The organism is Pseudomonas sp. FP1740 (assembly GCF_030687165.1).
Lineage (GTDB): Bacteria > Pseudomonadota > Gammaproteobacteria > Pseudomonadales > Pseudomonadaceae > Aquipseudomonas.
Genome location: NZ_CP117461.1, coordinates 4,676,028 through 4,693,573, shown reverse-complemented (window position 1 = coordinate 4,693,573; position 17,546 = coordinate 4,676,028). Strand labels below are relative to the sequence as shown.

General features: G+C 59.5%; 28 protein-coding genes and 1 tRNA gene. 4 read left to right on the top strand and 25 right to left on the bottom strand.

Going from position 1 to position 17,546, the window contains the following annotated elements:
• The first annotated feature begins 7 nt into the window (after positions 1 to 7).
• The 4 genes from pheT to PSH69_RS20875 all read left to right on the top strand — a co-directional run bounded on the left by pheT (position 8) and on the right by PSH69_RS20875 (position 3,198).
• On the top strand, positions 8 to 2,389 hold the full coding sequence (pheT, locus tag PSH69_RS20890) for a phenylalanine--tRNA ligase subunit beta (RefSeq protein ID WP_305409698.1): 2,382 nt from the start codon (positions 8 to 10) through the stop codon (positions 2,387 to 2,389).
• Between the two features lie 3 nt (positions 2,390 to 2,392).
• Positions 2,393 to 2,695 carry an integration host factor subunit alpha gene (gene ihfA, locus PSH69_RS20885; protein WP_002553164.1) on the top strand — a complete coding sequence of 101 codons (303 nt, stop codon included), beginning with the start codon at positions 2,393 to 2,395 and terminating at the stop codon, positions 2,693 to 2,695.
• The gene (locus PSH69_RS20880; RefSeq protein WP_003179985.1) at positions 2,676 to 3,032 is read left to right on the top strand and encodes a MerR family transcriptional regulator; all 357 of its coding nucleotides are present in this window, start codon (positions 2,676 to 2,678) and stop codon (positions 3,030 to 3,032) included. Before ihfA ends, PSH69_RS20880 begins: the two co-directional genes overlap by 20 nt.
• Before the next feature lie 89 nt (positions 3,033 to 3,121).
• Positions 3,122 to 3,198 (top strand) — tRNA-Pro (locus tag PSH69_RS20875).
• A 79-nt stretch (positions 3,199 to 3,277) separates the two neighbouring features.
• Here PSH69_RS20875 and PSH69_RS20870 read toward each other — a convergent pair.
• The 25 genes from PSH69_RS20870 to PSH69_RS20755 form a co-directional block, all read right to left on the bottom strand.
• Complete coding sequence (locus tag PSH69_RS20870; RefSeq protein ID WP_305412857.1) at positions 3,278 to 4,441, bottom strand: tyrosine-type recombinase/integrase; 1,164 nt, start codon at positions 4,439 to 4,441, stop codon at positions 3,278 to 3,280.
• A complete protein-coding gene (locus PSH69_RS20865; RefSeq protein ID WP_305409697.1) occupies positions 4,327 to 4,716 on the bottom strand; it encodes an AlpA family transcriptional regulator in 390 nt (129 codons plus the stop codon). The genes PSH69_RS20870 and PSH69_RS20865 overlap by 115 nt, the downstream gene beginning before the upstream one ends.
• Positions 4,713 to 4,925 carry a hypothetical protein gene (locus PSH69_RS20860; RefSeq protein ID WP_305409696.1) on the bottom strand — a complete coding sequence of 71 codons (213 nt, stop codon included), beginning with the start codon at positions 4,923 to 4,925 and terminating at the stop codon, positions 4,713 to 4,715. The genes PSH69_RS20865 and PSH69_RS20860 overlap by 4 nt, the downstream gene beginning before the upstream one ends.
• Positions 4,912 to 5,106 carry a hypothetical protein gene (locus PSH69_RS20855; RefSeq protein WP_305409695.1) on the bottom strand — a complete coding sequence of 65 codons (195 nt, stop codon included), beginning with the start codon at positions 5,104 to 5,106 and terminating at the stop codon, positions 4,912 to 4,914. Before PSH69_RS20855 ends, PSH69_RS20860 begins: the two co-directional genes overlap by 14 nt.
• A gap of 50 nt (positions 5,107 to 5,156) precedes the next feature.
• Positions 5,157 to 5,306 (bottom strand): hypothetical protein, encoded by a 150-nt coding sequence (locus PSH69_RS20850; protein WP_305409694.1) that lies wholly within the window; start codon positions 5,304 to 5,306, stop codon positions 5,157 to 5,159.
• On the bottom strand, positions 5,303 to 6,049 hold the full coding sequence (locus PSH69_RS20845; protein ID WP_305409693.1) for a hypothetical protein: 747 nt from the start codon (positions 6,047 to 6,049) through the stop codon (positions 5,303 to 5,305). The genes PSH69_RS20850 and PSH69_RS20845 overlap by 4 nt, the downstream gene beginning before the upstream one ends.
• Positions 6,046 to 6,828, bottom strand: a complete 783-nt coding sequence (locus PSH69_RS20840) for a hypothetical protein (RefSeq protein ID WP_305409692.1) — start codon at positions 6,826 to 6,828, stop codon at positions 6,046 to 6,048. The genes PSH69_RS20845 and PSH69_RS20840 overlap by 4 nt, the downstream gene beginning before the upstream one ends.
• 44 nt (positions 6,829 to 6,872) lie before the next feature.
• Positions 6,873 to 8,033 carry an RNA-directed DNA polymerase gene (locus tag PSH69_RS20835; RefSeq protein ID WP_305409691.1) on the bottom strand — a complete coding sequence of 387 codons (1,161 nt, stop codon included), beginning with the start codon at positions 8,031 to 8,033 and terminating at the stop codon, positions 6,873 to 6,875.
• A 211-nt stretch (positions 8,034 to 8,244) separates the two neighbouring features.
• Complete coding sequence (locus PSH69_RS20830) at positions 8,245 to 8,601, bottom strand: four helix bundle protein (protein WP_305409690.1); 357 nt, start codon at positions 8,599 to 8,601, stop codon at positions 8,245 to 8,247.
• Between the two features lie 54 nt (positions 8,602 to 8,655).
• Positions 8,656 to 9,276 carry a DUF1566 domain-containing protein gene (locus PSH69_RS20825; protein ID WP_305409689.1) on the bottom strand — a complete coding sequence of 207 codons (621 nt, stop codon included), beginning with the start codon at positions 9,274 to 9,276 and terminating at the stop codon, positions 8,656 to 8,658.
• Between the two features lie 77 nt (positions 9,277 to 9,353).
• On the bottom strand, positions 9,354 to 9,956 hold the full coding sequence (locus tag PSH69_RS20820; protein ID WP_305409688.1) for a DUF1566 domain-containing protein: 603 nt from the start codon (positions 9,954 to 9,956) through the stop codon (positions 9,354 to 9,356).
• Between the two features lie 34 nt (positions 9,957 to 9,990).
• A complete protein-coding gene (locus PSH69_RS20815) occupies positions 9,991 to 10,296 on the bottom strand; it encodes a hypothetical protein (RefSeq protein ID WP_305409687.1) in 306 nt (101 codons plus the stop codon).
• A gap of 16 nt (positions 10,297 to 10,312) precedes the next feature.
• Positions 10,313 to 10,552 carry a hypothetical protein gene (locus PSH69_RS20810; protein ID WP_008037062.1) on the bottom strand — a complete coding sequence of 80 codons (240 nt, stop codon included), beginning with the start codon at positions 10,550 to 10,552 and terminating at the stop codon, positions 10,313 to 10,315.
• On the bottom strand, positions 10,533 to 11,264 hold the full coding sequence (locus tag PSH69_RS20805; RefSeq protein ID WP_305409686.1) for an HNH endonuclease signature motif containing protein: 732 nt from the start codon (positions 11,262 to 11,264) through the stop codon (positions 10,533 to 10,535). Before PSH69_RS20805 ends, PSH69_RS20810 begins: the two co-directional genes overlap by 20 nt.
• Positions 11,265 to 11,303: 39 nt before the next feature.
• A complete protein-coding gene (locus PSH69_RS20800; protein WP_305409685.1) occupies positions 11,304 to 12,227 on the bottom strand; it encodes a DNA cytosine methyltransferase in 924 nt (307 codons plus the stop codon).
• Between the two features lie 19 nt (positions 12,228 to 12,246).
• Positions 12,247 to 12,558, bottom strand: a complete 312-nt coding sequence (locus PSH69_RS20795) for a hypothetical protein (protein ID WP_305409684.1) — start codon at positions 12,556 to 12,558, stop codon at positions 12,247 to 12,249.
• 2 nt (positions 12,559 to 12,560) lie between these two features.
• Positions 12,561 to 13,211 (bottom strand): hypothetical protein, encoded by a 651-nt coding sequence (locus tag PSH69_RS20790; protein ID WP_305409683.1) that lies wholly within the window; start codon positions 13,209 to 13,211, stop codon positions 12,561 to 12,563.
• Positions 13,208 to 13,837, bottom strand: coding sequence for a lambda exonuclease family protein (locus PSH69_RS20785; RefSeq protein ID WP_305409682.1), 630 nt, complete (start codon positions 13,835 to 13,837; stop codon positions 13,208 to 13,210). The genes PSH69_RS20790 and PSH69_RS20785 overlap by 4 nt, the downstream gene beginning before the upstream one ends.
• Positions 13,824 to 14,768 carry a recombinase RecT gene (locus tag PSH69_RS20780; RefSeq protein WP_305409681.1) on the bottom strand — a complete coding sequence of 315 codons (945 nt, stop codon included), beginning with the start codon at positions 14,766 to 14,768 and terminating at the stop codon, positions 13,824 to 13,826. The genes PSH69_RS20785 and PSH69_RS20780 overlap by 14 nt, the downstream gene beginning before the upstream one ends.
• A 7-nt stretch (positions 14,769 to 14,775) precedes the next feature.
• Positions 14,776 to 15,933: a hypothetical protein gene (locus PSH69_RS20775; RefSeq protein ID WP_305409680.1), complete on the bottom strand. Its 1,158-nt coding sequence runs from the start codon at positions 15,931 to 15,933 to the stop codon at positions 14,776 to 14,778.
• Between the two features lie 464 nt (positions 15,934 to 16,397).
• Positions 16,398 to 16,529, bottom strand: a complete 132-nt coding sequence (locus PSH69_RS20770; protein ID WP_305409679.1) for a hypothetical protein — start codon at positions 16,527 to 16,529, stop codon at positions 16,398 to 16,400.
• Between the two features lie 2 nt (positions 16,530 to 16,531).
• Positions 16,532 to 16,768: a DUF551 domain-containing protein gene (locus PSH69_RS30365; RefSeq protein ID WP_370695216.1), complete on the bottom strand. Its 237-nt coding sequence runs from the start codon at positions 16,766 to 16,768 to the stop codon at positions 16,532 to 16,534.
• Positions 16,765 to 16,899: a hypothetical protein gene (locus PSH69_RS20765; protein ID WP_305409678.1), complete on the bottom strand. Its 135-nt coding sequence runs from the start codon at positions 16,897 to 16,899 to the stop codon at positions 16,765 to 16,767. The genes PSH69_RS30365 and PSH69_RS20765 overlap by 4 nt, the downstream gene beginning before the upstream one ends.
• Positions 16,896 to 17,105, bottom strand: a complete 210-nt coding sequence (locus tag PSH69_RS20760) for a hypothetical protein (RefSeq protein WP_305409677.1) — start codon at positions 17,103 to 17,105, stop codon at positions 16,896 to 16,898. Before PSH69_RS20760 ends, PSH69_RS20765 begins: the two co-directional genes overlap by 4 nt.
• Positions 17,102 to 17,539, bottom strand: a complete 438-nt coding sequence (locus PSH69_RS20755; protein ID WP_305409676.1) for a hypothetical protein — start codon at positions 17,537 to 17,539, stop codon at positions 17,102 to 17,104. Before PSH69_RS20755 ends, PSH69_RS20760 begins: the two co-directional genes overlap by 4 nt.
• Between the last annotated feature and the right edge of the window lie 7 nt (positions 17,540 to 17,546).

Below are 17,546 nucleotides of genomic sequence, written 5' to 3'. Positions count from 1 at the left end.
GAGCAGGATGAAATTCAGTGAACAATGGCTGCGTGGCTGGGTAAGCCCGCAGGTAAATCGCGACGAGCTGGTTGCTCGTCTGTCGATGGCCGGTCTTGAGGTCGATAGCGTTACGCCGGTCGCCGGTGAATTCAGTGGTGTGGTGGTGGGCGAGGTGCTGAGCACCGAGCAACACCCGGACGCCGACAAGCTGCGCGTTTGCCAGGTCAGCAGTGGCGCGGAGACCTTCCAGGTTGTGTGCGGTGCGCCAAACGTGCGCCCGGGCCTGAAGATCCCGTTCGCGATGATCGGTGCCGAACTGCCAGGCGATTTCAAAATCAAGAAAGCCAAGCTGCGTGGCGTTGAATCCAACGGCATGCTGTGCTCCCAGGCTGAGCTGCAAATTGGCGAAGGCAACGACGGCCTGATGGAATTGCCGGCCGATGCGCCGGTCGGTCAGGACATTCGTGAATACCTGAACCTGGAAGACGCCAGCATCGAGGTCGACCTGACCCCGAACCGCGGTGACTGCCTGTCTCTGGCCGGTCTGGCCCGCGAAGTCGGTGCGCTTTATGCTGCCCCGGTGGTGCGCCCGGCCATTGCCAGCGTTCCTGCCGTGCACGACGAAGTGCGTTCGATCGAAGTACTGGCGCCGAACGCTTGCCCGCGTTACCTGGGTCGCGTGATCCGTAACGTTGACCTGTCCAAGCCTACGCCACTGTGGATGGTCGAGCGCCTGCGTCGCGCCGACGTGCGCAGCATTGACGCCGCCGTCGACATCACCAACTACGTGATGCTGGAACTGGGCCAACCGCTGCACGCATTCGATCTCGCCGAAATCAATGGCGGCATCCGCGTGCGCATGGCCGAAGATGGCGAGAAGCTGGTGCTGCTCGACGGTCAGGAAGTCAGCCTGCGTAGCGATACGCTGGTGATCGCCGACCACACCCGTGCCTTGGCTATCGCCGGTGTCATGGGGGGCGAGCACAGCGGCGTCAACACCGCGACCACCCGCGATATTTTCCTGGAAAGCGCGTTCTTCGACCAGATTGCCGTCGCTGGCAAGGCTCGTTCCTACGGCCTGCACACCGATGCCTCGCACCGCTACGAGCGTGGCGTGGACTGGCAACTGGCCCGTGAAGCCATGGAGCGCGCCACTGGCCTGCTGCTGGAAATCACCGGTGGCGAAGCCGGCCCGATCGTCGAAACCGTCAGCGAGCAGCATCTGCCGTCGATCGCACCGATCACCCTGCGTGCCCAACGCATCACCCAGATGCTGGGCATGGAAATGGATTCGGCCGAAGTCGAGCGTCTGCTCAGCGCTTTGGGCCTGACCATTACCGCCGATGGGGCAGGGCAGTGGCGCGTTGAAGTGCCAAGCTTCCGTTTCGATATCAGCCTGGAAGTCGACCTGATCGAAGAACTGGCCCGTCTGTACGGTTACAACCGTCTGCCGGTTCGCTACCCGCAAGCCCGTCTGGCGCCACAAGCCAAGGCTGAAGCGCGCAGCGATCTGCCTGAACTGCGTCGTCTGCTGGTGGCTCGTGGTTATCAGGAAGCGATCACTTACAGCTTCATCGATCCGAAACAGTTCGAGTTGTTTAATCCGGGGGTCGAGCCGCTGCTGCTGGCCAACCCGATTTCCAACGACATGGCGGCCATGCGTTCGTCCCTGTGGCCGGGCCTGGTCAAGGCGCTTCAGCACAACCTGAACCGCCAGCAGGATCGCGTCCGCCTGTTCGAAAGCGGCCTGCGTTTCGTCGGTCAGCTGGAAGGCCTGAAGCAAGAGCCAATGCTGGCTGGTGTGGTGTGCGGTAGCCGTCTGCCGGAAGGCTGGGCGCAAGGTCGCGATGTCGTGGATTTCTTCGACGTCAAAGCCGATGTGGAAGCGGTGCTGGGCTTCGCCGGTGCACTGGATGCGTTCACGTTTGTGCCGGGTAAACACCCTGCGTTGCACCCGGGTCAAACCGCGCGCGTCGAGCGTGATGGTCGCTTGGTCGGCTACGTTGGTGCCATCCACCCTGAATTGTCGAAAACCCTCGGCCTCGACCGTCCGGTCTTCGTTTTCGAGCTGGTCCTGGCCGAAGTGGCGTTGGGGAAAATGCCAAAATTCAGCGAGTTGTCGCGCTTTCCTGAAGTGCGTCGTGACTTGGCATTGATTGCGGCCACGGACGTGGCAGCCAGTGCTGTGCTGGATGTAATCCGTGAAAATGCAGGCGAATGGCTCACGGACCTCAGGCTATTTGACGTGTATCAGGGTAAAGGCATTGATCCTGATAGAAAAAGCCTTGCAGTCGGCTTGACCTGGCAGCATCCATCGCGCACTCTTAATGACGATGAGGTGAATACCGCAACGCAAAACATCCTCACCTCGCTCGAACAAAGGTTGAACGCCACGTTAAGGAAGTGACGTATGGGGGCTTTGACGAAAGCTGAGATGGCGGAACGTCTGTACGAAGAGCTGGGCCTGAACAAGCGGGAGGCCAAGGAATTGGTCGAACTGTTTTTCGAAGAAATCAGGCACGCGCTCGAAGACAACGAACAAGTCAAATTGTCCGGTTTCGGCAATTTCGACCTTCGGGACAAACGCCAGCGGCCTGGCCGCAATCCGAAAACGGGAGAAGAAATCCCGATCACGGCTCGCCGTGTGGTCACCTTTCGTCCAGGGCAGAAGTTGAAGGCCCGAGTTGAGGCTTATGCTGGAACCAAGTCATAACGACGAACTACCCGTCATCCCGGGCAAACGCTACTTCACCATTGGTGAAGTCAGCGAGCTGTGTGCGGTAAAACCACACGTGCTGCGCTACTGGGAGCAGGAGTTTCCTCAACTCAACCCCGTCAAACGCCGCGGAAACCGCCGGTATTATCAGCGCCAGGACGTGCTGATGATCCGGCAGATCCGCGCGCTTCTTTACGATCAGGGGTTCACCATCGGCGGCGCACGCTTGCGTTTGTCCGGCGATGAAGCCAAAGACGACACCACCCAATACAAACAAATGATCCGCCAGATGATCGCCGAGCTGGAAGATGTTCTGGTGGTCCTCAAGAAATAAATTCCTGCTTTTAAATACTTCCAGTTTTCAAAAGCTTGCGATATATTCTTGAGCGTTCCTCGAGATGAGGAACAGAGTTAACGCCTAGTCGGGGCGTAGCGCAGTCCGGTAGCGCACTAGCATGGGGTGCTAGGGGTCGAGTGTTCGAATCACTCCGTCCCGACCATATAATTCAATGACTTAGGCCAATGTTCACAGCATTGGCCTTTTTCATGTGCGTGACATTTGCGTGACTCCTCGATTTTTCACGCCTGTTTCCTCTTCAATATTGTCAGCACCGGTCCACGCGAATCGGTTGCTGATACCATGTTCGCAGCTTCAATCAGATGCCCGAGCTCAGCGCCCGAGTAGTGACTGGTGATGCTGCCGTTCTTGTGGCCCAGAAGTGCCTTGCGGTCTTCCTCGGTGACGCCTGCTGCTCGTAGCCGACGGCCAAATGTGTGTTTGAGGTCATGAATCCTGATGGATGCATAACCTGGGTGAGCGGGGCGAAGGTTTTCCTCCTGCCAGAGTTTCGCCGCTCTCACCCGCGCCTTCTTCCAGGCTGAGTCGTTCATCCGGTGCATCGCGGTGCCGTTGTAAGGGAAAACCCATTCCTTGCTCAGGCCGCGCTGCCGCTCGATGATCGACTTGGCCACATTGTTGAGCACGACCAGTCGCTCATCACCGTTTTTCACCCCAGACCGTTCGTGTCTGCCGCCAAAGTCCGCCGGGATCAGAAAAACACTGGTTCCGAGCTCCGGCACCGAAATCTCCCAATCCCATCTCAGCTTGCAGACTTCCTGCTCCCGCGTGCCGGTGTTCACCTTGAACAGCGCCATCGTTTGCAGATGGGCCGGCAACTCCCCAAAAAGAATCGACTGCTCCGGCCACGACATCGGGTATGGCTTGCGGCTCGACTTCTTCTCTTCCAGCTTTGTGAGCATCGGCACGTTGTCCAGCCATGGCCTACGCTCATCGTCTCGCCACTTCCTGGCACATAACGACAAAACCCGAACCACACGCTCGATCGAGATATTAACCGTCCGGTTGCTGACACCTTTCTTTACCTTGCCATTCTCAAGCTTCTTGGTCGCCAACCGGTCTTTGATGAAGGGCAGAAGCGCCTGATCATCAATGTGGGTCAGCGGCACGTCACCTATGAATGGGTCCAGCTGAGCAAGGTGATGCGCAGAAAGCTTGATTGACGGCTGGTCCTTGAACTCCAACAGGAAGCGAGTCGCCGCCTCCCGCCAGATCCTGACCTTCTTTACGCCATACACCTTCTGTTGTCGGATCTGCTCTAGCCTGAAGATCAGGTAGCGCTCTGCTTCTTCCCGGTCACCAGTTCCAGTGCTTTCGTAAAGTCGTTCTCCGTTGATTTTCTTGTCGATATGCCAGATACCTTTCCTTTGGGAGAGGCCTGTGATCGATTTTCGCGCCATGATTTATCTCCTTTCTGGCGCTCGCTGCGGGGCAATTGTTGCTCCGGGGCGCGGTTTTTATCAATGGACTTGGCTTCGACGTATGCCGAGGCCCAGTCATCCAACTCCTTCCGGTCGAACCCGACACCGCGCTCGCCGATGGGAAATTCGTGGACGTGCGGTCGAACCTCGGCGTCAAACACTGCGCGACACATGCCCAGGTACGCTGGCGCCTGCTTGGCCCGGATGAAGCGGGGGAGCAATGCGAGCTCGGCATTCATATCTTCCTCCAGGTAGCAGCCGACACCCGCGCCCAGCGCTCGGTCGTGACGATGATGAAGCTGCGGATACCGGTCAGGACTGGGTGCATCTCGCCGTCGAACTCGACGAATTGACCGGACTTGCGGTGTTCTGGCTGGCGGTCGATCACGTCGAGCAGCTTGCCGACGGCGCCGTCTGGTCTGCGTTCGTGCACATCAATGCTGGACATGGCGTTCTGCCTCAATTCGTCTTTGGATGCCTGTCCGGTAACTCTCAGGCCGTTCTGCCGCGGTACGCTGGATGTTCGCGATGACACGCTCGACGCCGCCGAATATCGGATCTACCAAACGCCCGGCCTCAATCAACTGATCAGCCAGGTTCCAGCCTTCTCTTTCTTCAATGCGAGACATAGGGATGCTCCAGCCGCGCGCGGCGGCAAGCAGGGATAAATGGGGCGGGGTTACTTGCGGCGCTGGAATTCAGTGCAGCGGACGATCACGGTCTGAGCGTCCCGGGCGAGCGCCGGCATGGTGTTGAAGGGAAGGTGGCTGCAATTGCGGTGGGCGTGGATGCAGGTGCGACACATACCGCCTTTGGGTTGGTGAGTCATTGCGTCACCCTCTTGAACTCGACGACCCAGACCCAAGGGTTGGCGGCCCAGTCGCCACCGGTGGATTCCCAAAGGTGGCGCCATGCAGTTCGCAAGGTCGGACGGCCATCAGCGCCTGAGCCGGCATGGCACATGTCGTACCGGTCCTGCCCATCTGCCAGCGCATCGAGATCAATCCCCTCAGCTTCGATCTCGTTATCGCTGATGTCCTGCAACCGTTCGACGCGTACGTCGGTGATTTCCAGAATGATGCGGCTGGCCCAGCGCGGCATGTGGATGCTTGGCCGGTGCCGCCAGATCTTGTTCGGCGCCGCCGCCGAGTAAGCGCCGTTGCGCAAGCCGTTCGGGTAGCTGTTATTGGGCTCGTTCGGTGGCGTGCTGTCAGCCGAGTAAACAATCCGACGGCTACCGAACCAGGCCCCCGTGTCGTCCTCGGGGTAGGTTGCCTGCCAGTCGCCGGCCTGCCACCAGCTCTCGCGCACCCACAGTCGGTCGCCTGGCTTTCCGTAGGGACACTTGCAACCAGACTCACCGTCGCGCCACCAGGCCCCGAACACCTCGGGCCCTGCTTCCTGTTCTCCGTGCCGATTCGTTACAGCAACGTTGTAGGCCTCAACTGTAAGGCTGGCATCGTCATCTGGCTGGATCTTCATCGCCCGCCGCGTGACCGTCTTTCGGCCTTCCAGAATGGCGCGCACCATCGGGGCCGAGAACAGGATCGGCCGTTCCTTGATATTGGTCATTGGGCAAGCTCCAGTTCTTTGGTGGTTTCGGCCGCAAGCGTTTCGATGGCAAGGGCATACACGTCCGGGTGCTGCTTATCGAAGGCCGGCATGTGTTCAGTTTCGATCCAGGTGCCGCGAACGGTGCCCTTGGCCAGCCATGCTGGCTTGCTTCCCGGTGCCTGCGTCCACGCGGTGACGCCGATGCCGTGGCTGGCGATCTGCTTGGCGGTGATGAAGCCTTGGCGCCGAAGTTGGGCCAGAACCTTCAGTGCCGACTCTTTCCACGGTGTCAGGCGAACCGGAGCCGGCACGCCGGCGGGCAGGTTTGTCACCAGAACTGGTACATGGCAGCGTTCGGGCGGGTTCCAGTCGAACATGTACCAGTCATAAAACGGTTGGTGATTGCTGACCTCCAGCAGGGAATGATCGAGGCTGAAGGTGAAACAGTCACCGTGGCGCGTCCAGCTCGACCTCGGTACGAGCACTCTCACGCCGAGGTGTTCCAGCATCTTCACGATGCCTTTGCTGGCGTCGGTGATTTTGCTCACGATCACCAGTCGATAATCCGGTCCGGCGCGGCCGTAAAGCTCGTCGCCGCGGCACGGCAGGATTTGGTCAGCCACCTTGGCGTTCAGCTGCATCTTCGCCTCGACGCCGATCTGGCGGCCGTCTTCGTGCACCACCAGTACGTCGAAGCCGGCGGCCTCGGGGTAGCACGTCCAACCGGGCAGCTCGTTGAACTCCTGGATGAACAGCGCGCAGAGGTCAGCCTCCTTTTCGATTTTCTCGATAGGCATGTTTCGTCCTTGCCGCTATAGCGGCTGACTTTGAAGGGGGAGGGTTACTTTTTCGGGTAGGTCTTGGTTAGCGCACCGTTGACTGCGTGACCGCGCCTCAGTACGACGTTGGCCAGCTTTTCACGGTCTCTCTCGCTGTGGCTGGCTTGACTGAGCAGGCCGAAGTAACTGTTGGCGGTCTCGCGCAGATCCTCGGCGGGGGCCGCGGCTGTTCGCTTCAGCGCTTGGGCCAGTGATCGCTTGCGGGTTGATCGCCGCCACGGCTTGATGACGTGGCCAACGAAGTCGACGCCGCGATCAGCTGGCTGGAGGATGGTCTTCGTCGGGTTCAGCTTCGCGCCCAGGCTGGGCAGGAACGCTTCAACCTCTGCCAGCCAAGCGTTGAGCTGTTGCGGCGACTCATGCAGGAACACGAAGTCATCGACATAGCGCACGTAATGCTTGGCGCCGAGCTTGTGCTTTGCGAACTGGTCGAGCGCATTGAGATACACGTTGGCGAAGAACTGCGACGATAGGTTGCCGATGGGTAGGCCAAGGTGCGCCGGTTGCGCGGTGAGCCGTTTGTGCTGCGGCACCCGGTTGAACAGATGCGCCGGGCTGCGCACCTCGTAGTCTTCGCGAGGGTCGTGCATAAGGATTTGTTCGGCGAGTGCCAACCACCAGGGTTCGGTGATCTTGGTGGCCAGCTGCTTGCGCAGAACCTCTTTGTCGATCGCGACGAAGAAGTTGGCCAAGTCGCACTTGAGATAAAAGATCGGCTTCGACCAGTTCTGGCTGGCGCTGCGGATCTTCGCTTCAAGCCGGGTGGCGGCGTACAACGTGCCGCGCCCGGGAATGCATGCGCAACTGTCCGCTATGAAGCTGGCGTAGAAGCGCGGGGCCACACGGTTGTACAGCAGGTGGTGGACGACGCGGTCCCGGAAGGCAGCAGCCCAAACCTCTCGGGCTTTCGGCCGGGTGACCACGAAGCATATCGAGCGGCCTGGCCGGTAGGTGCCGGCGATCAGGTCGTCGTGTAGACCGATCAGGTTGCGTTCCAGGTCCATTTCGAAAGCCAATGCACTGGCGCTGTTGCGCTTCGAGCGGCGGCAGTCGTAATAGGCCTGAACAAGCTCGCTGAACGGGTAGGGACCAACATTCGAATCTGCGGACGGGGCGGACGCGGAGCTCGTTGTTCTTGTCGTTGTTGTTCTGATTGCCATCATCGAAGTTCATGTTGAATGCGTTGTTGGCGGAGCGCTGCGACTTATCGTGCTATCTACGTCGCCAAGCCGAAGGCAGAGCCGATCAGCAAGGAAACTGCGCGAGACCTGCACGGACGCTTTAGACCGTCGGTATCTCTGATGCGCATGGCGGTGACCCAGAGGTCAGCGGCACGACCAGATTCAATTCGCACAGACCTGAAAGCCATGACTCTCAGATGGCGGGCGCGGTTGGGGTGGAACGTTTCCAGGCAGTGGCCTGTTTACCGATCGAGGAAGTAACCTCTATCGAAGTGGCATGCTGCCCGACACTGATGAACCGACTCTCCTTGAAGAGTCGCATCAGGAACTCGATGACCTGGACCTTCTCTACCAGCAGGGTCAGGTGTGGGTGCTTGTCCCGGGTCGAGTTGGCCCGGGCAATCAACATCAGCACGTCGATGCACTCATCGATAACGCGCTTCCCGAGTGACTGCTTGAGGTCTCGGGGAATGTTGCGGGTGAGGTTCGTCGCCATCTGGAGCAGTCCCAGTGACACCTTGTAAATCTGCAATTCCGTGTGCATTCCCATAATGGGCGCTCTCCAAGAGCAACCGGCCGCAAGCGGCCGGATTAAATAAGCAAATTAATCAATTAATTGACTGCGGACGGGGCGGACGCGGAGCTCGTCGAGCTTGCCGTTGATGCCCTGAAAGCCATCACCGAAGGTCATGACGAATGCGTTGGTGGCGGAGCGCTGCGAACTCGACCAGTACCAGGTTGGCTTGAAGGCTTCGGCGCCGCCAGCCTGGAAGACGGCCAACGTGGTCTGAGCCGGTGACTCTTCGGTGTGCAGCAGCCCGACAGGCTCGCTGTTCGGGTTGTCACCGCTGCGGCCGTACTGCCAATTCGTTTCGGTGGTCGGCTTGAAGTGGCGATACTGCAATTCCTGTACATCCCGCGCCGGGATCGCCCAGTCGGTGTAGCCGCCGATGTCCAGAGCCAGCACCTGCTGCGCCAGTTCACTGCCAGCTGCCGCCATCGCTTCGGTGTTGCCGCGGCTGTTGGTGAAGCTGTCGGCGCCATCAATCTTCACGCCGTACTCGCCCCAGGCGCCTTTCAGTTCGTGCGCGGCGCCGGCGGTGATGTTCAGGTAACGCTTGCCGGTGTCCGGATCGCGGGTGATGCCGGTGAAGAATCCGCCACCGAATGCCTGGCCGATTTCCGGGAGGGTGGCTGCTGGTGCGACTTGCTCTGCTGCGGACATGGTCTTTCCTCTTTTCGAAGGCAACAAAAAAGGCGCTGCTGCGCCCGGTGCCGGATCAAGAACGAATGATTAAAGGATCAAATAAAGAATCTGCGGACGGGGCGGACGCGGAGCTCGTTGCCCTTGACGAGGCTGCCCTGAAAGCCATCATCGAAGTACATGAGGAATGCGTAGTAGGCGGAGCGCTGCGTTGACGACCAGTACCAGGTGTCTTTCGCGAACAGTTCCGGCACGTTCACCCAGCAGTGGTACAGCTCGGCGCAGGCGGGAAGGTAGAAGTCCTGGTGACCTTCAGCGGTGTAGGCAGCTACCGCCTCAATAGCTGGGTGACTACCTTCAGACTGGAGCACCTCACTGTTGGCAAGGCCGTCGGTCTTGCTTGTTGCGCCCGATTCTTTGCCTCGTCCGCCCCATTCGTGGTCGCCGATATCGCTCTTGGCGATGATCAGATAGTGCGCCGGGACATCGCCGCGCGCTGCAACCAGGCCACCATTGAAGCCACCTTGTCCAGGCCACTCAGCGCCGAATGCGGGGATGTTGGTTGGTACGATCGGTTGGACATTTGCCGCCGGAGGTAGGACCAGGGCAAACGTGCTGGCCAGTGCCAGTTTGGCAAGTTGTGACGCTGGCATCTTGATCGTGGTGTCGCCGTGCTTGAGGGTAATCATTTCTGGTTTCATGTGGTGCCTCGTTATTCGCTTGAACGGAATGTGTTCACTGGCTCTGGTGTCTGGTTGCGCGAAGCTCTCGGAGGAACGTGTGAGGATGAAATCCAATCTTTGCGGAGACATCCCACCAGGTTGCACCGGCCGCCCGCATGTCGAGCGCCATGCTCATGTATTCGGAGTTGATCTGCTTGGGCTTGCCCTTGTGGCCGAGAACGATCCCGGCGGAGTTGAGGTAGCGCACGACGGTCGGGTATGCGCAGCCGGCTGCCGCGGCGATGTCGTCAACCTTACGGCCTTCCGCATGCATGCTGAAAATCAGCCCGACCGAGTCAGGCGATAACTTGGCTGTCATGCTCATTCCTCCGCGATCACTGGACAGATGCCCTTGGGGCTGGGAGCTCTTTGGTGGACTCGATGAACCCCGTGGTTTCTACGTCGCCATCCATCGCGTTGATGAACAGCACCTCGACTTTCGCCGAATCAACCAGCACCTTCGCGACCTCTGCAATCGCCTTGGCCCGCTCGATCTCCATCGGCTTGTCAGGGTCCTGAAGCGCTTCGAGCGTGGCGAACAGGTGGTTCCTGAGGTCAGTCATCTTGTTTTTCATTGGATGCCTCGCTGATCGCTTTCTTGAGCTTGCCGAGTTGGCGAATAGTTGATTTGAGTTCTGACGGGTAGCGATGGATCGTATTGCGACGCATGTTCTCGGCGCGGGTGATCAGTTCAAGATTGTCGATATCGATATGCGCTGTGTTCTTGTCGCGGAAGACGACGATGTGTCCAGGGGGCACCGTGCCGTTGGATTCCTCCCAGAGGATCATGTGTACCGACTTCCATCTGCGCTGCGGTGGCCCGTCATCGCGAACCTTGCGCTGCCGGATACCGTCTTTCGTGACTCGCTCTGTGCCAATGGGCTGTAGCAGGAGGGCGGCTTTGCCGTTCACCGTCCCCACCTTGAAACGCGTTTCCGCTGAGCGCCCGCCGGCTGTGTAGCTCAGGCCCTTGTTCCAGGAGGTCTGGCCTTTCTGGAATCGTGTGCCGGTACCAGGATTATTTTCTCGGCGTAGCCTGCACGCATGCTCGCTCGCCAGGTAGGCTTCGCTGCGCTTCAGTCCGAGCAGGTACGCCTTGTTGTAGATCGACCAGTACGGGCGCTGGAAGGCTTGGATAAGCTCAGGCATTGGCGTGTCCGGGTACAAAGCGCAGAGGCGGGCTTCGTCATCCGGTGACCATGGCTTACGGTCTTTGGTGCGCTGCTCGGGCTCGCGACTAAGGCGGGCCAGCGCGCGATCAAAAGCTTGTTGAGCAATTGGATTCATGGCTTCGCCTTGCCGGATGGCGTGATTCGTTGAGAAAGGTTATGCAGCAGCCTGCAGCGCCTCGATGATTCGCTGTCCTGCCAGAGGCGGTACTGCGTTGCCTGCCATGTGCATAGTCAGCCGATGGTTGTCCGGGCGCTTGGTATCAGATGGGAACGACATGGCCGCCAGCGCTTCATTTGCAGAGAGCATTCGCATCTCATTGCCGCGGACCAAGGCCCACCGGTCAAGCGTCGTGATGGTCCCAATCGGCCGGTTGATGTCCCGCCCGGTGAGCCCGGAGCCTTTCCCGTAGTAGGGCATGATGAATTGTTCGCCGAAACGCTCCCGCCCATTGCGTACGCGGTCCAGGGTTGCCTGGGCCCTCCCCGGCTTCTCGATTGGCGACCAGCGACCAGAATCGAAGTCAAGGAAGCTGGCGGCAGACACATGCTGGCGCCGGTGAAGCTCGAGCATCAAAGGCGCCTTGCTCCGAGTACAGACTAAAAATAGACGTACTCGGTGTTGCGGCACGCCAAGATCGGCGCAGTCAACCACATGCGGGGCGATCATGTAGCCGAGCGCCGCCATTGCCTGCGACCAAGCAGGGTACAAGGCCCAGGCCGTGAACTCTTCGACGTTTTCTACCAGCACCACTTCCGGCCGATGGAACTCGGCGGCAGACACAACCGCCCAGGCTGTCGACCTGGATGCATCATGCTGCGCGTTCCCCGACTTTTTGCCGCGTGCCTTGGAGTGGCCCTGGCAGCAAGGTGAGGCCAGCATGATGTCGTGGGCCGGAACCTTCGACCAATCAGCCTGATGCAGGTCCTGGCAGATGTGAATCGCGTCTGGGTGATTGGCGCTGTGCCATTCGACCGCAACCGGCCAATGATTTGCGGCCCAAAGTATTTTGATGCCGGCATTACGGCCACCTGTAGACCATCCGCCGAGCCCGGCGAACAAATCGATTGCTGTTGTCATGAGGGTGTTCCAGGGTTGTTTATTCGTCGCTGCAGATGCGCAGCGATTCGCGCTGATAGGCGATAGCCAGTTTTGCCGACACGTTTTCACTGATTGTGATTTCGTGTCGCGGCGGGGTCAGAAGCGGAGCGGACTTTTGAGGCCCTAACGCATGAAGGTGGTGAATCATCAGCGTGATGGCCTCGCCCTGTTCCTCGATGCCGTTCCAGGCCATCAGGTCGGCCAGTGCCTGGCGTGTTCCGGCCATGCAGTGCAGCCTGATCTCTTCCTCGCCGCGAGCCTTTCGCCTCGCCGCAGTCTTGGCTGAGCGCTCTTTCGGTTCGGCTGCCATGGTTACTCCTGCTGCTTAGGCGCCCTGGGGAAGAAGGCCGGTCTTGCGTTGGATTTTGGATAGTCGATGCCGAAATTTTCGAGGATGCGAGTGAAAGCGCGATATGAAATGCCAGCCTTCTCGCGCGCTTGGTTGCGAGTAAGGCCGAGATCCTTGAATGCCTTGATGCGTTCAGCGTCTTTGGCATCTTTCTCTTCATCAACATTGCAGCGCAGGTTAGCTTGGCTTTTGAATGCGGCCCGCTGAAACTTGAAGCCGTTGGCTTTGGCCATATTGGTCAGTGTTCGGCGCGACAGGCCAGTGCTCATGATCGCTTGCGCATAGGTCATGGTTTCGGCGAGCTTTCTGATGCGCTCGATCAGTTCCAGCTTTTCCCGAGATCGCTCTATGGCCCGTTCCTCGCGTTCAATATCGCGCTGTGCCAGTTTATCGAGCCATGCCGGCGTTTCTGGTTTTGGTGCCGGCTTGGCTTTGGCATCCTTCTTCTTCGGTGGCGGCTCATGCCTCACTGGCGGCGGCACAAAGCTCGGTCCCTGCAATACCTCAATAGTCCCTCCTTTGTTCAAGAAGGCCTCCTGAAGCAGGGCAAGTTCGTGGCGTTGAGGGTCGAGCATCTGGATCATGGAAAGCTCTGTGCTGACGTATGCGTTCATGCTGCACCTCTCATTCGGCCTCGCATTTCCTGTTCAAGTTCGGCCAGCTCTTCTAGGAAGGCCTTGATCTCGGCTTCCATCTCGCGACCGCGCTTGAAGTCGAAGTCGTAGCGGAAGCAGACGTATTGCAGCTCTTCAGGCAAGCGGTCGTCGTAACTCACGAAGTCCGCCCAATGGCGACCTGTGCAAGCCATCTGGGCCAGCATCTGCCATTCGTACTGCGGGTCGTGGCGGCGTGATTGCATGGTTGCGATGTGCGTGGCAGTGTTCGGGCACTTGATCTCCAGCACTCCGTCATCGCCGGCGAGCCCGTCAGGCGACGCCCCGAAGCATTCAATCTTCGGGTGCATTACCAGCCCGGTTTCGACGACCATCAGGCCTTTGTCGGCCTCGTAGGCCATGCAGGCAAATGGCTCAAGCTCAACGCCTCGTTGCACAGCGGCATTACGGGACAGATCCATGCCGCCTTGCTGGCCGGTCAGTCGTTCGCACAGCAACTCCATCATGTAGTTTTTGCGAGTGGCAGAAGGCGCGCCACCGCGCCCGCTGGCCATCACATCCTTAACGCGGCTGGCCGTGACGTTACCTAGGCGTGCCGCAAACCACTCTTCGCTACGCTGCTCCATCTAACACCTCCTCGGCTTGGCCTTCGATAGGCGCAGTCTCTGCTTTGATGGCCTCGCCGCGCCTGGTCACTTCCGCCTTGAAGCGAGCGTGACCTGCGGCGTCTTTGGCTTGCTTCATGGCTGCCGTACCCTGGTGATAAACCTCGGTCAGTGCTTCCAGACTTCCAGCCTTCATCGCAAGATCGATCCAGCTGTTGACCAATTCGGGATCAGTCGGTGCCGAACCGGGCATTCCGACCAAACCTTCTCCGCCATCCGTGTTCAGGTGGTGGATGGCCTGCTCAAGCCGGTCTGTCTTCGGCCAGAACTTGTAACCTCGCTTCACCACCGTCTTTTTCGCCATCTCGCCCGGGTCTGTCACCCAAGGGCAAGACTTCTTCTTATCGACCCATGCCCTCCAGGCGCTCGACCGGTCTCGAATGGCGTTGACGTCGTCAATGCCCATCGTCTCAGTTAGGTAGTCGCCGTCGGCGGTCTTGACCACCACGTATACGCCAACCGCCTCGCCGCGATCTTTGGCGAACGGTTTGTAGGTATGGGTTGGGGGCTTGTCGAAGCCGTTCAGTGCGAAGACGTCAGCTTCATGGACCAGTTCAGCCTGGGCCCAGCGTATGGCGCCGGTGGCCATGGCCAGATCCATCAGTCCGATATAGCTGATGTCGAGGCAGATCTTGCCGTCGCGCGGGACCAGATAAGCCTGTTTCTTGGCTGGATTCAGGCTGATACCGATAGCCGCGATGTTCGTGATTGCGTTAACCACCGACTGCCGGTTTTGCAATGCGATCTTGGTGGCATATTCACCGGCAGTGATAATTTGGATGGCGAACTCTGCCTCTCGATCAAAGTTGATCGAACGGTCGGTTAGGACATTGGCGAACTGGTTGCGGGCGCCGTAGATGTCCTGAGTAATCGTTGCGATTGCTTGACTCATGACAACCTCAGTATGTAATTGCGATGGCTGGGATCTTGCGCTGAGCGATCAGAGTGATCGCCTGCTTGGCGCATTCCTCGGTCATACCGCCGGCGACAAATGCTTCCAGAGCCGTGCGATTGATCTTCTTCTTGTGCTCAAGATCGGCTTCGCGGGCTTGGGCCTGCTCCAGTTCAAAGGCCGCTGCTGCGGCTTGGCGGGCCAGTTCGTTCTGGCGCGCTTGCTCGACGGCCTGCTCTTGGCGCTGCACAGCAGCGATGCGGTCTTGCTCGGCGCGCTGCTCAGCTGCCAACTGGTCGGCCTTGGCCTGTGCTGCTTGGCGCTCGGCTTGCTCGGCCTGGAGTTGCAATTGCAGGCGCTGACGTTCTGCGGCTGCTTCTGCGTCCCGTGCAGCTTGCTCTGTGGCGCGCTGTGCGGCGGCAGCCTGGTCGAGCAGTTCCTGTTCGCGTCGTGCAGCAGCATCGCGTTCGGCCTGAGCGCGTTGCTCAGCTTCGATGCGGGCCTGTTCGGCGGCGGCACTGGCAATCGCTGCCTCGCGATCACGCTGGGCCTGTGCTTCGGCCTCAGCGCGCAAACGGACAAGTTCGGCCTGCTCAGCTTCGTATTGCTGGCGAGTGGAGAGGGCGGCGCGCAGTTTGGCGAGCGTCGATTCCTTGGCGCGGGCGGCTTCGGTTTCGAATTCCTCCCAGTGCTCGCCCATCTGCACGCTTTCAACCGACGTGATGGATTCCAGCAGGACGGCGGCGCTGACGTCGGTCAGGTCGGCGCAGAAGTCGTGAATGGCTTGAACCGCATCCACATGCTTGTCCTTGCGAGCAGTTTCGGCGGCCTCCCACTCGGTCAGTGGCTTGCGTGTTTCGTCGCGCAGCGCATCCATGGCGTCGACGAACTCGCGAAGTTCAGCTTCCACGACCCTTGGCATTTCCTTGAGGCGCTTCAGATACTCGCGGCCAGGCTTCTCGACGGCCACCTTCGACTTGCTGACCTTGGCGGCGAGCGAAGCGATGCGGTCGCGGCCTTTGGCGGTGGACAGGTCCGGCACCTGGGAGCTGACTTCCTCCTTCACGGCGTGCAGGAATGGCTTCAGGCCGTCCTTCACGTAGATGGCCGGGGCATTGGCTTCGCTGATGTCGTCAATGGTGACGGCAACTTGATTCGCAGACATGGGGAGTTCCTTCCGCCATGCAGGCGGCGTATGAGTTCGAGCTATTGAGTGGGGAGGGGATATCAGGTCACAAACGGTCTGGGTTAGCCCGCTTGGCTAGGTCTCCACAGACAGCCTTGCAGGTGAAGGACCAGCTCCTATTCGCCCTGATTGGCGGTGATGTCTTATCGCGCTCTTGCCGCCTTGCGCGTCTGGGCCATCCAGTTAAGGCCCTCCCAGCGAGGGTGAATTACTGCGTGATCTGGCTGACGTAGGAACTGGCTAGCATGACGAAGGTGGTGCCGAGGAGGACAACAGCTGAGCCGCGCCAGACGTAAATTCGTTTTGCGCGCTGGAACGAAGTCACCGCGACACCGCCACAGGAAGGCTGATCTGCCGCGGCTCGCCGTTCTCTTTGAACAGGCTGTACTGCATGAGCAGGATGGTCAGGCCGAAAGCGAGGATCCAGTAGAAGGTTTTCATGGCTATTTCCCCTTGTACTGAACCGGCACGAACGTGTACTGCTCCTGCCCGTGGTGATGGACAGACCAGAACTCCATGTCGATGCGGTTCATCAGTTCCTGGAAGGTGTAGACGCGGGTGGCGAGGCGTTTCATGGCTAAAGCTCCTGTGGCTGGTCCGGAAGCGGCATCCAGTGCGTTGGCGTCCATACGGCTTCTCGTCCGCTCGACTCCTGCCAATGTGGGACATTGTTTTTCGCGTAGGCGTTGGTGCCAAATGTCAGCTCGCCGACGTACCCTGGCTTTCCGGCAATTACGCGGACGCGGTGTGCGTATTTCGGGGCGGCCAGGTCTATTTCAGGGAGCCTGTCGCTGCATGCGATCCAGCTGCTCACGTCAGCCTCACAACCAGCATGCCGCGCCGGGTCTGAACCTTGATTTGCTTGGGCAGATCAGCGACCAGAAAAAAGCCTCGCGATTGCAAGGCTTGGGTCAACGCTGCGTGGGTTCTCGCGATGATGGTCATGTCGCATCTCCTTGCCTGGTGCGCACAGCAATGCGCCGGACGCGCTCGCAGTAGTGGTTGAACTCTTCAGGGTCGATGGCATTGATCGAGAAGTAGGCGATCACAAGGGTTTCTGCTCTGGCCTCATCAACATCGCCGGCGCCCGGGAGCAACATGGTGTCGATTGCCGAATCGATGGCGTTCACCGCGATTTCATGATGATTCACAGTTCGCCACCTACGTCGTCTTCTGCGGCTTCGCGCTGGGCGGCTACGGCGTCGGTAGCGTGGTCGCGCAGGAATTCGGCGGCAATCTCTTCCAGGCACTGACGCGGTTGCTCGTTGCCGAGCAGATATTTCGCGTGAGTGACTGACTCGCTTTGGCTGCCGACAATCACGCTCAAGACCAGATTGGCGAACGAGTCTCGGTCGTCCAGCCCGTCGATCTGGCGCTCATTCAGGTAGAGCTGCAGGTAGGTCGCGTACTGGGCTGCGGTGACCTTTTGCGGCGCACCGCGGCGCCGCTTCCAGGTGATATCGCAACCGCGCACCAACTGCTCAGCCGAATGCTCCAACCATTCCCGCTCTTCTTCAGTCTCGCTGACTTCAGGAGGCAACTGCGCATCGTGCCAAGCCTGACAAATCTTCAATGCTGCGTTCATGGTCGCC

What these genes read in the sequence shown, in the direction of transcription:
- pheT (WP_305409698.1), top strand. Translation starts at nt 8, where the DNA reads ATGAAATTCAGTGAACAATGGCTGCGTGGCTGGGTAAGCCCGCAGGTA.
- ihfA (WP_002553164.1), top strand. Translation starts at nt 2,393, where the DNA reads ATGGGGGCTTTGACGAAAGCTGAGATGGCGGAACGTCTGTACGAAGAG.
- PSH69_RS20880 (WP_003179985.1), top strand. Translation starts at nt 2,676, where the DNA reads ATGCTGGAACCAAGTCATAACGACGAACTACCCGTCATCCCGGGCAAA.
- PSH69_RS20865 (WP_305409697.1), bottom strand. Translation starts at nt 4,716, where the DNA reads ATGAATGCCGAGCTCGCATTGCTCCCCCGCTTCATCCGGGCCAAGCAG.
- PSH69_RS20860 (WP_305409696.1), bottom strand. Translation starts at nt 4,925, where the DNA reads ATGTCCAGCATTGATGTGCACGAACGCAGACCAGACGGCGCCGTCGGC.
- PSH69_RS20855 (WP_305409695.1), bottom strand. Translation starts at nt 5,106, where the DNA reads ATGTCTCGCATTGAAGAAAGAGAAGGCTGGAACCTGGCTGATCAGTTG.
- PSH69_RS20850 (WP_305409694.1), bottom strand. Translation starts at nt 5,306, where the DNA reads ATGACTCACCAACCCAAAGGCGGTATGTGTCGCACCTGCATCCACGCC.
- PSH69_RS20845 (WP_305409693.1), bottom strand. Translation starts at nt 6,049, where the DNA reads ATGACCAATATCAAGGAACGGCCGATCCTGTTCTCGGCCCCGATGGTG.
- PSH69_RS20840 (WP_305409692.1), bottom strand. Translation starts at nt 6,828, where the DNA reads ATGCCTATCGAGAAAATCGAAAAGGAGGCTGACCTCTGCGCGCTGTTC.
- PSH69_RS20835 (WP_305409691.1), bottom strand. Translation starts at nt 8,033, where the DNA reads ATGATGGCAATCAGAACAACAACGACAAGAACAACGAGCTCCGCGTCC.
- PSH69_RS20830 (WP_305409690.1), bottom strand. Translation starts at nt 8,601, where the DNA reads ATGGGAATGCACACGGAATTGCAGATTTACAAGGTGTCACTGGGACTG.
- PSH69_RS20825 (WP_305409689.1), bottom strand. Translation starts at nt 9,276, where the DNA reads ATGTCCGCAGCAGAGCAAGTCGCACCAGCAGCCACCCTCCCGGAAATC.
- PSH69_RS20820 (WP_305409688.1), bottom strand. Translation starts at nt 9,956, where the DNA reads ATGAAACCAGAAATGATTACCCTCAAGCACGGCGACACCACGATCAAG.
- PSH69_RS20815 (WP_305409687.1), bottom strand. Translation starts at nt 10,296, where the DNA reads ATGACAGCCAAGTTATCGCCTGACTCGGTCGGGCTGATTTTCAGCATG.
- PSH69_RS20810 (WP_008037062.1), bottom strand. Translation starts at nt 10,552, where the DNA reads ATGAAAAACAAGATGACTGACCTCAGGAACCACCTGTTCGCCACGCTC.
- PSH69_RS20805 (WP_305409686.1), bottom strand. Translation starts at nt 11,264, where the DNA reads ATGAATCCAATTGCTCAACAAGCTTTTGATCGCGCGCTGGCCCGCCTT.
- PSH69_RS20800 (WP_305409685.1), bottom strand. Translation starts at nt 12,227, where the DNA reads ATGACAACAGCAATCGATTTGTTCGCCGGGCTCGGCGGATGGTCTACA.
- PSH69_RS20795 (WP_305409684.1), bottom strand. Translation starts at nt 12,558, where the DNA reads ATGGCAGCCGAACCGAAAGAGCGCTCAGCCAAGACTGCGGCGAGGCGA.
- PSH69_RS20790 (WP_305409683.1), bottom strand. Translation starts at nt 13,211, where the DNA reads ATGAACGCATACGTCAGCACAGAGCTTTCCATGATCCAGATGCTCGAC.
- PSH69_RS20785 (WP_305409682.1), bottom strand. Translation starts at nt 13,837, where the DNA reads ATGGAGCAGCGTAGCGAAGAGTGGTTTGCGGCACGCCTAGGTAACGTC.
- PSH69_RS20780 (WP_305409681.1), bottom strand. Translation starts at nt 14,768, where the DNA reads ATGAGTCAAGCAATCGCAACGATTACTCAGGACATCTACGGCGCCCGC.
- PSH69_RS20775 (WP_305409680.1), bottom strand. Translation starts at nt 15,933, where the DNA reads ATGTCTGCGAATCAAGTTGCCGTCACCATTGACGACATCAGCGAAGCC.
- PSH69_RS20770 (WP_305409679.1), bottom strand. Translation starts at nt 16,529, where the DNA reads ATGAAACGCCTCGCCACCCGCGTCTACACCTTCCAGGAACTGATGAAC.
- PSH69_RS20765 (WP_305409678.1), bottom strand. Translation starts at nt 16,899, where the DNA reads ATGACCATCATCGCGAGAACCCACGCAGCGTTGACCCAAGCCTTGCAA.
- PSH69_RS20755 (WP_305409676.1), bottom strand. Translation starts at nt 17,539, where the DNA reads ATGAACGCAGCATTGAAGATTTGTCAGGCTTGGCACGATGCGCAGTTG.